This is a genomic window from Ruoffia tabacinasalis (assembly GCF_042652985.1).
Taxonomy (GTDB): domain Bacteria; phylum Bacillota; class Bacilli; order Lactobacillales; family Aerococcaceae; genus Ruoffia; species Ruoffia tabacinasalis.
Map to the genome: position 1 here is coordinate 1 of NZ_JBHSHQ010000050.1, position 14,305 is coordinate 14,305.

Genomic DNA, 14,305 nt, shown 5'->3' on the forward strand with positions numbered 1-14,305 from the left:
AATTAATAACTTTACATAACAAATCTCTGTCCATAAGATGAGTTATGGAAAGATTTACATAATTCATCAATGATAAGTAGTTCAATTTTCGTATACTTTTTAATCAGCTTACGATAAGAACCATCAGCCTCATATTTCGCTAAAGCTAACTCGTCAATTAATTCTGGGAGACGAATGTATTTTACTTTTCTAAATTGACGACAGGCTTGAATACCGAAGGCATTGGCGATCCAGGTTTTTCCATTTCCAGAAGCACCCATTAAGATAATATTTTGGTGATTTTCAATATATCCTCCTTGCGCGAGTTTAGAAATAAGGTTTTTATCGAGGTGGCGATCTGGATAGTATTCGATCCCTTCAATAGAGGCATTTGGCTCACTAAATGTTGCTTGTTGAATTAAACGATCTAATTTATTCGATTTACGACGGGCAGATTCAGCGTCTACTAATAACTCAAATCGTTCCTCGAATCCTAAGGATTGGATAGATTCATCGCTTGTCTGTTGTTCATATAAGTCCGCCATTCCGCTTAATCGCATAGCTTTTAACTTTTCAAGTGTTTGTTCATTTCTCATTTATTTTTTCCTCCAAAATAGGCTGCACCGCGGACAAATCCATATTTGCTATCCGTTTGCTCCTCTATAATTGATGCTTTCGAATCAGTATTTAAAGCTTTCTTGCGTTTCTTTGCACGACTGAGAATGGATTTTAGTAATGAGTTTGTGGGCTCTTTTGCGACAGACATCAATGTGTGGCAGCCAGCTTCTAACTCTTCTAACGAAGATTTAGAGGCTATATTTCTTAATGTAGCGAGTAATTTCAGGGCTTTCTTTTCAACGTTATTGGAAAGAATATAATCGACATAGTCGTAAGTGCTTGGGCCAATATCCTCTGCCCATAATAAATTTTCTTTGGGAGTATGAGTTAAATAACGACGGTGATTATCAGGCATATGATCGATATTTGAAGAGTATTGACCAATGTCGCCTCGAAGTCGTTTATGAGATGCAATTCGATGTTCATTGAAGTACACTTCTATTAAGTGATCAGTTATTCTTACTTCTACTTCGTCATTGACATATTCATAGGGAACAGAATAAAACATACGCTCCACCTGAATATGGTAATCTAATTGGACTTTAGATATCCGCCATTGAGACTGTGTAAATCGCGGGTGACGAAGGGAGCCTAAGGACGGAAGTTCTTCTTCCTGAAAGACTGTAAACCTTGAACCAGGTCTTTTTTGAAAAGCTTCTTGATTCAATTCTTGCGTCTTTTCAGAAATTGCCTGGTTCAATTCTTTTAAACTAAAGAACGTTTCGTTTCGCAAGGCGGCGATGACTTGACGACTAATAAAGCCAACGTTTCCTTCAACCGAGGATTTGTCTTTTGGAGCCCTTACACGTGCAGGGACGATCGTAAAACGATAATAGTCACTTAATTGTCGATAACCTTCATTTAAAAGTGGCTCTGAGTAATCTGTTTTTGTTACACCCGTTCTTAAGTTATCTGAAACGACTGTTTCAGGTACCCCTTGGAAAAATTCTAAGGCATGAATGTGAGCAGCTAGCCAATTATCTGTTTTCATGTCATAAAAGCCTTCAACATAGCTATATTGACTGAATGGCCAGGTAGCTACGAAAATATAAACTTTAATATCTTGTCCATTCTCACTATTTTTAACGGACAAGGTGCTACCAGCCCAATCCACTTCTAAGATTTCACCGGGTTTGCGATGTATCGGCATGGTTAGTTTATATTTCTTACCGTAGTGTCCATATTTCTCGCAAAATGTTCGATAAGCGTAGGGCATTTTGTTTTGAATCTTTGCCTCCTGTTCATACTCTTTATGCAAAAGTTTGAGTGTTACATTCTTTTTGAGCAGTTCTTTATGGATATAATCCCAGTCTGGATCGTAATATCCACGTTGATTCGCACTTTTCTCGGGAAAGAGATAATCTTCCAACCAAGGATTATTCATCTCTTTAGATAATTCTTCTAAGCCTTTGGCTTTTGCTTGATTCACAACCTCTCTAATTTTGTCTCTTGAATGCCCCGTACTGGAAGAGATTGTTCGTTGAGAAATCCCTTGTAGATGCATTTCAAGAATCTTATGATAATTGATCATAAAAATAACCTCCTGTAACTTATTTGTATGAAAACTCATACATAAAATAAGTATACAGAAGGTTATACAATTGGACGATTATTTTCGCACTTGGTGGACTTTTTGCTCGCATACAGTGGACGAAAGTTCCGCACTGGTGGACGATTCCTAATGCCGTATTCATCTTCTGCTCCAAAAGAGCTTCATTATTTGGTTAATGCTTTGGAAAGTGCCATAAAGATACATCGAATAGCTAGCTAAAGTACAGCGTGACAATACCACAATAACATTATTATATTGGGGCTGGTAATTAAGTCGCCCTAAATAGTAAAAATGCGATGAACCAATCAGAATTCTGATTGTTTTATCGCATTTTATATTTTTGATTGAAGAACTCCGAGAAGCTTCTGCTTGTCTTCTTGCTTCGATTGCTAATTTTTTTAAATTCATGCTCATAAGCATGATACCTATATCATTATGTACTTCTTGTTTACCTCTCACATGCGCTCTGCGCATACCAAATACACCTTTCATGCGACCAAAAACGGTCTCTATGTCAATCTTACGTTGTGCATAGATTTCTTTTCCAGGTGTGCTCTCCAAATTCTCTTTAGCTTTGTGTTTGAAATACTCCCAATTATTATTGACCGCCGTCTGGCGCTGTCTACCTTTCGGTGTTTTCGCTAGTTTATTTAAACGGTCATCCATTTGCTCGGAATCAGCTTTATATATTTTAAACTGCCTTTGAAAACCATTTTTATCATTTCGAGTACTATAATGTGAAAAATTAAAATGAACACCATCTAAATCAGTATAGGAATCTTCAACCTCGTTATAGGACCAGTTCTGACGATGCTTTGGATTATTTTTGTGCTTTTTACTTTGTTCTTTATGATACATTCCATACGGAATCAATGGTACTTTCTCAAAATCATCGGTAATAGCCATATAATTTTCTTCACTACCATAACCAGCATCAACAACAATATATTGGAACATATCAAGTGTTTGAATCGAGTCTAGAAACGGAATAAGTGTACGCGTATCTGTTGGGTTCGGAAAAATATCAAAGTCAATGACATATTGATTACTAGAAGCTACCTGAAGATTGTAACCAGGTTTCAATTCACGATTTTTCATTGGATCTTCTTTCATGCACATGAAGGTAGCGTCTGTATCTGTTTTAGAAAAACTATTTCTTCCATCAAATAGTTCATTCGCTTCTTCATGTTTCTGTTTTCGTGGTAGGAAATCATTCGCACATTTATTTCGATGCTTTTTTAGCGTGCGACGACGTCGCTTGTGTTCAGAACCACCTTTAGGTATGGTTGTCTCATTTTTGATTTTTACTTCAACCTCATCAAGAGCTTCATCTAGACTATCAATGATCTTCTCGATTCCGATAGACATGGTTAATTCTTCTTACGTTATAGCAATATCTACATTCGTTTGAATAAGTTCTTCATACAAACTAGACACTTTTTCAATTAGACCAGCTTCATAATGTTCAATCACTTTTCGCCAAGTAAAACTATAGATGTTCGCATCTGCTTGAATTTTTGTACCATCAATAAATAAAGAATCCTTGTAGATTAAATCATTCTCACTTAAAAGTGTTGTGAATAGGACAAATGAATACTTAATCAGATTTGATGCATGTTCACTTGATCGAAAGTTATTGATAGTTTTATAGCAAATAGAGGTATCCCCAGTTAGCCATTTCATAGGAATTGATTCTTCGTTCATCTGTTCAATTTTTCGACCAGAAAATGTTGAGCGGCTATATGCAAATAAACACATTTTTAATAGCATTGCGGGGTGAAAAGCTGGACATCCCGTATGTGACGTCTCATCTAAAAGAACTTCCGTAGGAATTGAATCGACAAATCGGCTAATCAATCGAGCTTCATGATCATTTGGAATCGTAAAATCTAATTGTAGTGTTAATGCAGTCTCCATTGTGGTATAATTTTGGTACATAACGAGCCCCTCCTTAGTTGTTGGTCGTACTTCAATTATAAGGTTCAGGGCTCGTTTTGTCTTTTAAAAAATACTAAAACTACCCATTTATTTTTCACAATAAATGGGTGGTTTTTTATACTGAGACTGAGTTTTTTCCCAGCTCCTCGTTATTTTATTTGATTTTTTTGGCTAGCTCAAGAGCTTTACTTGTATTTTTAAAATGCAATTTAGCTGTTTTATCTAAGACACTTTTACCATGTTTTTTAATGAGTTGAGCAGCAAGTACATCACTGGCTTTGCCTGCACCAGACGGCAATACTTTATTAAATGGTTTCCCAAGTGTTTCAAGAGATTCTAAGAAAGCAGCTCTAGCAATAATTGAAGCACTTGCGACCGCTAGATGATGACCTTCACCTTTTTTGACAAAGTAGACATCATCTTTAATAGGATGTTGTTCTTTTTGTAAGTATTTAAAGTAATTATTTGCGGGAGTAAATTGATCAATTAAAATCCCACGCATCTCTTCTTTTTGGTCTTGGTTCAATTTAGTTAATAATTTTCCAATAGTGAAATTATGCAAAGATACTTTGATACTGACAGCATTATAGCCTTTTTCAATCGCTTGATTATACTTTTCAGGCGTACAGACTGTTAGGTGATAAGGAACGGACATCTTTAATTCTTCAGCAATCTTAACAATTTCCTTATCGTTTAAGAGTTTTGAATCTTTTACGCCTAACAATTTAACTAATTCAAATTGACTCGGTGATAAATAAACACTACACACTGTTAAAGAGCCAAAGTAACTTCCATTTCCAACTTCATCACTCCCGATAATTGGCCAGTTAGCAAAGCCTTCTGGAAGTTCTGAAGTCGATGGCTTCGTTCTACTTTTTGGCTTAGAGCTGCTCGAGGATGAGGCTTCCCTGTTATTTTGCCATTTACCTAGCTCATCTTGGCTATCATTTCCTTGAAAGAGTACTTTTCCACTTGTATAACCAGTAATCGTTGTCGATCCTACTTTGGCACGAAATTCACTGTAAGGAACTGGATCAACTAAATTATTCTTGTAATGTTCGTGCATTTTGTTAAAGGTTGCTTTATTTACTTTAATACTTTCTGAGGCCATTCACTTCATCCTTTTCGATTGTTCTGTGATATATTATAATGAACATTGGGCAAATTGTGAAATAGATTTGAGTATTATAAGACTATTTCATATAAAAATGAATTTATAACAAAAATTTGGTAAAATAAGATAAGCAGTTGAAAAGGATGAGTAATAATGGAACGGAATTTACGATTTAAAGCAAAAATTGCAGGAAAAGAATACACAATTGTGGGGCAAAAATCAGCGCTACATCTAAATTCAGTAGTTGATATTGTAAATAATCAGCTACAACAATTAACTGAACTGACACCAGAGTTAAATAATGAAGATCGAAGTATCTTAATGTCAGTAAATGCTATTTCGGATCAGCTTATGAAAGAACAACAAATTCTTGAGCTAGAGGAAGAGATTGAACAATTAAAGACACAAATAGAATCTAAACAATCAACACGTCCGAATTATTCAAGAAGAGATCAAAGTAATTCGCACCAAGTACCATATGAACGTGAATGATTAGTCAGATAGGAGAGATGCTATGTTAACAATTATTATACTTATTGCCTTACTTATTAGTTTTTATTCAGGTTATCGTCGAGGTTTAGTATTACAACTGATTCGTTTAGTTGGGTATATTATTACCTTTGTACTTGCGACACGTTATTTTCAACCATTATCTGAGATTGTCGAAATGCTCATACCATTTCCCTCAGTTCAACCGGATACAAATTTAGCTTTTTATGATGAAGCGACGAGCTTCTTCATCGATGATGCTTTCTATCGAGTGATTACTTTTATCCTCATAGGTTTAATCGGTGGGGTTATTACTAACTTTTTATCTTTATTATTCACCCGTGTCATGTATTATGATTTACTCAACCATTTGAATGCTATTGGTGGTGGAGTAGTGAACGTATTAATTACTTATGTTATTGTCTTTTTCTTTTTATTCGTTCTATCACTGATTCCGATTGAATTTATACAACAACAGTTTGTTGATAATCCGATAGCTTATCAAATAGTGTCGAATACGCCATTTTTCTCAAACTTTGCTGCAGAAACTTGGTTCAATTTCAATCCATTTTCTTAAGAAATAGCGGTGTTCCTATGAATGGCATAGGGACACTTTTTTTGTTATAATATATAGTTGATAGTAAGAGATAGAAAGGAATGATGTTTTCTGTGAGTAATGAGAAGATTTTTGACACATTAGAATTCGACAAAGTACGTCAACGTATCAAACAATATACTCAAACAGAACTTGCTCAGAGTAAGATAGCTAATATGAAACCATCGAATAATTACGAAACGATTCAAAAGTGGCAAGATGAAACTGAGCAGTCACTGAATCTATTGTTGCAGGATCGTCTTATTCCGGTACCCCGGTTACGATCATTGGATCAACCTTTAAAGAGATTAGAATTAGGTGCCAGTCTCAATGGTAGAGAACTCGCAGAAGTTGGTAAGTTGTTAACGTCAACGAAGCAAGTCATTCAATTCTTTGAAATTTTAGCTGATGATGAGAAATATTTCCCGGCATTACAAGCCTGGGTAGATCGTTGTATTCATCTGCCAGAAGTTGAGAAGCTAATTCATAATGCCATTGATGAAGATGGAAGTGTCTTATCTTCGGCATCGAGTCAATTAGCATCTATAAGAAGAAATCAATCCAATACAGAACAACAAGTGCGAAATCAATTGAATCAAATTTTAAAGAGTCGTGCGAATCAATTAACGGATACTTTAATTACAATTCGTAACGGGCGCTATGTTGTTCCGGTGAAAGCAGAATATCGTAATCAAATGGGCGGAACAGTCCACGATCAGAGCAGCTCTGGGCAGACTTTATATATGGAACCACAAAGCGTGGTAAATTTAAATAACCGTTTAGCGGAATTAAAAGTTGCTGAGCGAAAAGAAATCGAACGGATTCTGGATGAAATATCACAGAGCTTAATGCCATATACAAATGAAATTCGAACAAATCAAGAGATGTTAGCTCAATTAGACTTTATTCAAGCTAGAGCAGGGTATAGCCGTGAGATTGACGCGACTAAGCCAATCTTATCAAAAGATTTAATCGTTGCCTTATGGCAAGCGAGACACCCGCTCATTGCATCCGAAGATATCGTTGCGAACGATATTTTACTTGGAGAAGAATATAAGGCTTTAATTATTACCGGACCGAATACGGGTGGTAAGACTATCTTGCTTAAGACGTTAGGCCTATTGCATTTGATGGGACAATCAGGCTTACATATTCCAGCTGAAGCTGGCAGTCAAATAGGTGTGTTTGATAATGTTTATGCCGATATCGGTGACGAGCAATCGATTGAACAAAGTTTAAGTACGTTCTCGAGTCATATGACAAACAATGTGAGAATTATTAACGATGCGACACATGAATCTTTAGTTTTATTCGATGAGTTAGGTTCAGGGACGGACCCTCAAGAAGGTGCTGCGTTAGCGATGGCAATTCTTGAACATTTTAGAAAAATGGGTACAACCATTATGGCAACGACTCACTATCCTGAATTGAAATTATATGCCAATGATGCTAAGGACACAATTAACGCGAGTATGGAATTTAATTCGGACACATTATCACCGACATATCGCTTATTAATAGGTGTCCCGGGTAGATCTAACGCACTCGAAATTTCTAAACGTTTGGGACTGCCAGATTCGATTCTTCTAACTGCTCAAGAAGGTGTATCTAGAGATGATCAATCCTTTAACGAGATGGTGGCTAATCTTGAATTTGAACGCCGTTCAGCTGAACAAGATCATATGAAAGCAGAGAAGTTCCTGGATGATGCAGAACAATTACATAAAGATTTACGACACGAATACAATCGCTGGTTAGAGCAAAAGAGTAAAATCGTTGAAAAAGCGAAACAAGATGCTAATGAACTCGTGCGCGAGAAACAGGATGAAGCAGAAAAACTATTAAGTGAAATAAGAGAATTACAACTCGAACAAGGACAAAGTAATACGATTAAAGAACATGTGCTTATTGATAAACGCTCATCCTTTGATGACTTGAAATTGCCGGAAGAACTTAAGAAGAATAAAGTGCTTAAACGTGCGAAAGAGAAGAAGAAACTGAAACCTGGGGATGACGTAGAAGTTCTTTCATATGGCCAAAGAGGCTCTATTGTTGAACAATCTGGAAAAGATAAATATGTTGTTCAAATGGGAATCTTAAAGATGAAGATTGCCGAAAAAGATTTAGAACCGCTTAAGAAAGTTGAAGAACCAACGAAAGTAAATGTACAAAGAAATGTTGGACCCAAAGTTAAAACGACACTCGACTTACGTGGCCAGCGTTATGATGCGGGCTTATCCAAGTTAGAAGAATATTTAGACTCAGCCCTTTTATCAAATCACTCAATGGTGACGATTATTCATGGTAAAGGAACTGGTGCATTAAGAAAAGGTGTACAAAAAGCACTTAAAGAGCACCCGCAAGTCGATCGCTTTGAATACTCACCGCCAAACGCAGGTGGCGATGGGTCAACGATTGTTTATTTCAAATAATAAATTTAGTCATTACAATAAGTATTTGAGCAATTCGATAGTCTTCAATACTATGAGATGTTATAATAGTTTTATGAAAAGGGAGGAATGTAATTATGACACAAGCAATATCAGATGATCAATTTAATGCAAAAACAGACGAAGGGATTACCTTAACGGATTTTTGGGCACCTTGGTGTGGACCTTGCCGTATGCAATCACCTATCGTGGATGAATTAGCTGAAGAAATGGACGACGTTGAATTCTACAAAATGAACGTAGACGACGAACCTAAGACAGCTCAATCATTTGGAATTATGTCAATTCCAACACTTTTAATCAAAAAAGATGGCGAAGTTGTTGAAAAATTAGTAGGATACCACGACAAAGCCCGTTTAACTGAGATTTTAAATCAATATAAATAATAGATAGATTAGATTTTAGCATTCATCTTACTTTTAAGGTGAATGCTTTTTTTGATTTTTGGGAAAAATTAGATATACTGATAGTATTTCTATAAGTCAAAAGGGACTTGAATTCCCTCTAGTTATATAAGGAAAACTAGACTATAATTGATGTGAGAGGTGTATGAAAAGATGTCAAAAAGAGTTTTAGTCGTAAATGATATTCCAGGGGCAGGTAAAGTGGCTGCCAATATAAATATTCCGATATTATCCGCAGGTGGATTGGAAGTATCCATTCTCCCAACGATGTTTGTATCGACCCAAACAGGGGAAAGTTATGCTAATATTATTCGTCATGAAATGAATGAAGATTTTAAACGAACGGTTGAAGTTTGGAAGGCAAATGATATTCATTTTGATGTCATGATGACTGGGTATTTTTCAACTACGGAGCAAGTTGAATTATTTACTCAATATTATCGTGAGGAGAAACGGTTGAATCCAGATTTAATCTTGTTAATGGATCCGATTATGGCCGATCACGGGAAATATTATCCAGGTTTCGACCATCAAATCGCAGAAAAATTCTCAGCATTAATGAAAGAAGCGGATATTGTCTTCCCGAATATTACAGAAGCATGCTTTATTACGAATACACCTTATTCAGAATCGATGACGGTTGAAGAGTTAGACGAAGTGAGTCGTAAATTAATTGAGTCTGGTGCGAAGTATGTCGCTATTACTGGCGTTCGTTTACCTGATAAAATGCCAGATCAAATAGGCTTTTATGTTAGAGGACACAATGATTACCAGAAGTTGCTGATGCATAGATATTATCCGCAACATTTCTTTGGTACTGGAGATATTGTCGTGAGTTCGACAACGGTTTGGTATAGTAGAGGGCTATCCATTGAAGAGTCTCTAGTGAAGACAGGAAATATTATCGAGCAATCATTAGACAATACGTTAGCCTTGAATCGTGATATCAAATGGGGAATTTATTTCGAGCCAACTTTAAAGGAATTCTTCCCTCAATAAAATATAGAAAGGAATTTTTTAATGAAAGATGTAACCGATACATTTAACAACAGGAAGTGGAAAGATTCTTTCCAAAACAGGATGTCCAAGAATAAATTAAGTGGAGGGAAAGTACGTTATTTATATATTGTACTAGCGATTTTAATAGCTCTTTACTACTATATTATGCTTCCACCATTACATTATGCTTCACTTGATTTTTGGATTTTCTTATTCCTTATTGCAGCTGGTGTTTTAATTATTGAATTGTTAGCAGATAGTGTAAAAACATTTTCCAAACTTAAAAACGGCGAAACTGGCTTTAATATGCCAAAGTTCTCTTTGAAATATAAATTATTAGTGTACCCATGGCCAATCTTATTAGTTATTGGTGTGGTAACTTACTTCGTCTTATCACCTGTATTCTTTTCGGATGGGTATTCAAATATGATTACAGTGGATCAAGCTTCTTTCGAAGAAGACTTTCCTGAGACGAATATTAATCAAATCCCTCTAGTTGACCGTGATACGGCTGAACGATTGGGGAATAGACAATTAGGGAATATAACAGAACTTGTTTCTCAATTTGAAGTAGCTGAAGATTATACACAAATTACAATCGATTCAGCTCCTTACCGTGTATCACCACTAGAATATGCTGGTTTCTTCCGTTGGTTAAATAACTTCCAAACAGGGATTCCTCATTATATTCAAGTTGATAATGTCACAGGTGAGGTTCAATTACAAACACCTCCTGAACCTATTCGCTATAGTCACTCAGAAATTTTGAACCGAGATGTCATGCGTAAGTTACGTTTCTCAAATCCATTTGCATTATTTGAAGCACCAACCTTTGAAATTGATGATGAAGGTAATCCTTATTATATCGCTTCAACATATACACGTAATTTCTTTATTAGAGAACCAGAAGTAAATGGTGTCATTGTCTTGAATGCGATGACAGGTGAGACGAATACGTATTCTTTAGAAGAAATTCCAAGTTGGATCGATCGAGTGTATGGTGCAGATTTAATTATGCATCAATTAACGATGCAAGGTCACTACCGTAACGGATTCTTTAACTCACTTTTTGCTCAAGAAGGAGTGACAGAACCAACGGCAGGTTATAATTATTTACCAATTGGTGATGATTTATACTTATATACAGGTATTACATCCGTAGTGGCAGATGAGTCGAATATTGGTTTCGTCTTAGTAAACCTAAGAACAAAAGAAGCACAAATGTATCCATTAAGTGCAGCTGAGGAGTTCTCAGCAATGCGTTCAGCTGAAGGTAGTGTTCAAGAAACAAGCTATACAGCGACATTCCCATTACTTATAAACATTAATGGAAACCCGATGTATATCCTGACATTGAAAGATAATTCAGGCTTAATTAAAGAATATGCTTTAGTTGATGTTCAAAACTATCAAAGTGTTTATATCGAATCAAGTGTGTCTCAATTAATGCAAGCTTACGCAGTTGATAACCCATTAGACATTGAAGAAATCGAAACAGAAGATGACTTGAATGAATTTACAGGAGAAGTGGATGCTGTTCAAGCGGTTGTTGTCGAAGGAAATACAGTTTATTACTTCACATTTGATGGTACAGTTTATAAAGCTGATATCACATTAAATGACCACTTACCATTCTTAGAAGCAGGTACAGAAGTTGACTTTACAGCTACAGAGTCTGGAGAAGTCAGAGAAATTGAATGGTAAACAATAATATAAATTAAACAAAAGACCCACATATTTGAAAGTATGTGGGTCTTTTGCTATGGATATGAAAAGGAATATGATTTGGCATATGAATATGAATTCGATATACTTAAAACGTTAAAGGAGTAGAGGAGGCTATTATGTTAAAAGTAAGCAATTTAGTTAAGAGTTTTGGCGAGTTACGAGCAGTCGATGGCGTATCGTTTGAGATTGAGGATGGAATAATTCTAGGAATGATCGGCCAAAATGGATCTGGTAAAACGACAATCTTTCGAATGATATTAGATTTTTTAACCCCAGAAGAAGGCGGTAAAGTTAACTGGAACGGTGAAAAATTAGGGAATAATTTGTATGATATTATCGGTTATTTACCAGAAGAACGTGGATTATATGAAACTATGACTATCGAACAACAAATCACCTATTTCGCTCAATTGCGTGGGATGCAAAAAGACGATATTGATAATAGAATCGATGAATGGATGAAAAAATTTGATGTTAAAGGGACACGAACAGATAAGATTAAAACTTTATCTAAAGGGAATCAGCAAAAGGTCCAGCTCATTGCGACGTTAATTCATGAGCCTAAATTAGTTATCTTAGATGAGCCATTTAGTGGACTCGATCCGGTGAATGCGGAGTTATTAGAACAAGGCATTTTAGACTTGAAAGAAAAGGGTAGTGCCATCATCTTCTCAAGTCATAATATGAATAATGTCGAAGAGATTTGTGATAAATTAGTCATGATTCACCACGGAAAACAATTATTGTATGGTGAAATTAATGAAGTGAGAGAAAGCTTTGGAAGAACGTTTATCTATATCGAAACTCCTGATTGGACACTTGAAGAAATCAGAGAATTAGAAGGGGTCATCGATGTGAAGGAAACGAGAAAAAATCAATATACATTGAAACTCGAGGATGCATCTTATGGTGAACCTTTATTTAAAACAATTTCTAAAGGTGAATACTTACCGAAGTTTAGTCAACAGCCACCGACCTTAGAGGAAATATTTAAGATGAAAGCAGGTGAAGCCATTCATGAATAGATTAGGAGTTATTATTAAAGAAGTCTATCGAAAAAATGTCCTGTCTTGGTCATTTTTCTGGATGATTGCCTCACCAATTATAATGGTAGGTGTTGTGTTAGCTATTGGTTATTTCGTCGGTAGCAGTCAGTCAGATTCATCTGTGGGTAATATTGCGGTGATTGATGCGAATGCTGAAGTACAAGAGATTATTGAAGAAGTTAATACTGGAAATCAAATACAATATGATTTTGATCGTAGTCAAGCAGATGAAGCTTTACAGACCGATGACATAGACGGTTATTTAACATTTGGAGATGATGTTTCTAATCCAATGTATTACCGTAAAACTACAAGCAAAGATATTTCATTAGCACCTTTTGAAGAAGCCTTAAGTCAATATAATTTCGTCAATTCAGCGGAAGAAATGGGCTTGACCGGTGAATAATTAACTCAAATTCAAGATACAGCCGTATCGATTAATAGTATTAATGTGAGTAGGAATGAGGCCGGTGAAGTCGTTGAACAATCTGCTCAAGATCCTGTGATGTTTGTAAGGATTGGGATTGCTTATGCTGTTTCAATTATTGTATTCATATTTATTATGAATTATGTGAGTATTATTTCTCAAGAAATCGCAGTTGAAAAAGGGTCGCGAATTATGGAAATTATACTTTCTAGTGTGTCACCTACCGCCCATTTCTTAGGGAAATTGATCGGGATATTATTAGTGATAATGACTCAAGTCGTTATTTATATTGGTTTGTACTTCTTAATTTCTTTTGTTTTACGTCAATTGAATCTACTTGATTCTTTTGAGGGGTTAAATATCGGTGAACTGTTACAAGGTAGTAGTAATGTTGTTATCTTAGGTATCGTCTATGCCATCAGCGGTATATTAATTTATACAGTTCTTGCCGGTTTCTTAGGTTCATTAGTATCTAAGACTGAAGATGTTAATAAGATGATTACACCGATTATATTTTTAGCTCTAGGTGGTTTTTATGTTGGAATGTTTGCATTGAATTCAACGAATAATCCCTTAGTTCGAATTACATTGCAAATTCCATTATTTACACCATTTATCATGCCATTTAGAGTCGCTGCAGAGACTGTAAGTTCAACTGAAATCGTCATTTCAATTGTCGTTTCTGTCTTATTTATGGCCTTTGTACTTTGGTTCTCACTTCTTTTCTATAAGAGCAATGTTCTTATCTATAGTGACAAAGGGATGGTGAATGCCTTCAAGCGTTCATTTGCCTTATGGAAAAGTGAAAGAGCAAGTAAATAGAATTTATGTATTGAAACAATCCATGTGAATGGATTGTTTTTTTGTGAAATTTTAGACACATTTTTTAGCATTATTTTGTAATCAGCGTTATACTATAAGTTAATAATTATTTGTTTACTTTCGGAGCGATTTATTCTCTCCACT

At 35.6% G+C, this 14,305-nt stretch carries 12 protein-coding genes and 1 pseudogene; 9 read left to right on the forward strand and 4 right to left on the reverse strand.

Annotated features, from left to right (window positions below; all coding sequences use genetic code 11):
* Positions 1-11: 11 nt before the first annotated feature.
* From ACFO5Y_RS08505 to rnhC, 4 genes and pseudogenes are all read right to left on the reverse strand, one after another.
* Positions 12-575: an ATP-binding protein gene (locus ACFO5Y_RS08505; protein ID WP_197103966.1), complete on the reverse strand. Its 564-nt coding sequence runs from the start codon at positions 573-575 to the stop codon at positions 12-14.
* Positions 572-2,128 (reverse strand): IS21 family transposase, encoded by a 1,557-nt coding sequence (gene istA, locus ACFO5Y_RS08510; protein ID WP_197103967.1) that lies wholly within the window; start codon positions 2,126-2,128, stop codon positions 572-574. The genes ACFO5Y_RS08505 and istA overlap by 4 nt, the downstream gene beginning before the upstream one ends.
* Positions 2,129-2,407: 279 nt before the next feature.
* Positions 2,408-4,087, reverse strand: a pseudogene (locus ACFO5Y_RS08515) (IS1182 family transposase); the annotation flags it as partial.
* Between the two features lie 154 nt (positions 4,088-4,241).
* Entirely contained in the window at positions 4,242-5,198 is a 957-nt protein-coding gene (gene rnhC, locus ACFO5Y_RS08520) for a ribonuclease HIII (RefSeq protein ID WP_197103968.1), read from the reverse strand.
* A 156-nt stretch (positions 5,199-5,354) separates the two neighbouring features.
* On the opposite strand from rnhC, the gene zapA reads away from it, so the two are divergent.
* The 9 genes from zapA (at position 5,355) to ACFO5Y_RS08565 (ending at position 14,161) form a co-directional block, all read left to right on the forward strand.
* Positions 5,355-5,693 carry a cell division protein ZapA gene (gene zapA / locus ACFO5Y_RS08525; RefSeq protein ID WP_197103969.1) on the forward strand — a complete coding sequence of 113 codons (339 nt, stop codon included), beginning with the start codon at positions 5,355-5,357 and terminating at the stop codon, positions 5,691-5,693.
* A gap of 22 nt (positions 5,694-5,715) precedes the next feature.
* Complete coding sequence (locus tag ACFO5Y_RS08530; RefSeq protein WP_197103970.1) at positions 5,716-6,267, forward strand: CvpA family protein; 552 nt, start codon at positions 5,716-5,718, stop codon at positions 6,265-6,267.
* An 83-nt stretch (positions 6,268-6,350) separates the two neighbouring features.
* Positions 6,351-8,717 carry an endonuclease MutS2 gene (locus ACFO5Y_RS08535; RefSeq protein WP_197104038.1) on the forward strand — a complete coding sequence of 789 codons (2,367 nt, stop codon included), beginning with the start codon at positions 6,351-6,353 and terminating at the stop codon, positions 8,715-8,717.
* A gap of 95 nt (positions 8,718-8,812) precedes the next feature.
* Positions 8,813-9,121, forward strand: coding sequence for a thioredoxin (gene trxA, locus ACFO5Y_RS08540; protein ID WP_197103971.1), 309 nt, complete (start codon positions 8,813-8,815; stop codon positions 9,119-9,121).
* Positions 9,122-9,292: 171 nt separating this feature from the next.
* Complete coding sequence (locus ACFO5Y_RS08545; RefSeq protein WP_197103972.1) at positions 9,293-10,138, forward strand: pyridoxamine kinase; 846 nt, start codon at positions 9,293-9,295, stop codon at positions 10,136-10,138.
* Positions 10,139-10,159: 21 nt separating this feature from the next.
* Positions 10,160-11,842, forward strand: coding sequence for a hypothetical protein (locus ACFO5Y_RS08550; protein WP_197103973.1), 1,683 nt, complete (start codon positions 10,160-10,162; stop codon positions 11,840-11,842).
* A 140-nt stretch (positions 11,843-11,982) separates the two neighbouring features.
* Positions 11,983-12,891 (forward strand): ABC transporter ATP-binding protein, encoded by a 909-nt coding sequence (locus tag ACFO5Y_RS08555; RefSeq protein WP_197103974.1) that lies wholly within the window; start codon positions 11,983-11,985, stop codon positions 12,889-12,891.
* Positions 12,884-13,318: an ABC transporter permease gene (locus tag ACFO5Y_RS08560; protein WP_197103975.1), complete on the forward strand. Its 435-nt coding sequence runs from the start codon at positions 12,884-12,886 to the stop codon at positions 13,316-13,318. Before ACFO5Y_RS08555 ends, ACFO5Y_RS08560 begins: the two co-directional genes overlap by 8 nt.
* A gap of 45 nt (positions 13,319-13,363) precedes the next feature.
* Positions 13,364-14,161, forward strand: a complete 798-nt coding sequence (locus ACFO5Y_RS08565; RefSeq protein ID WP_197103976.1) for an ABC transporter permease — start codon at positions 13,364-13,366, stop codon at positions 14,159-14,161.
* The last annotated feature ends 144 nt before the right edge of the window (positions 14,162-14,305 follow it).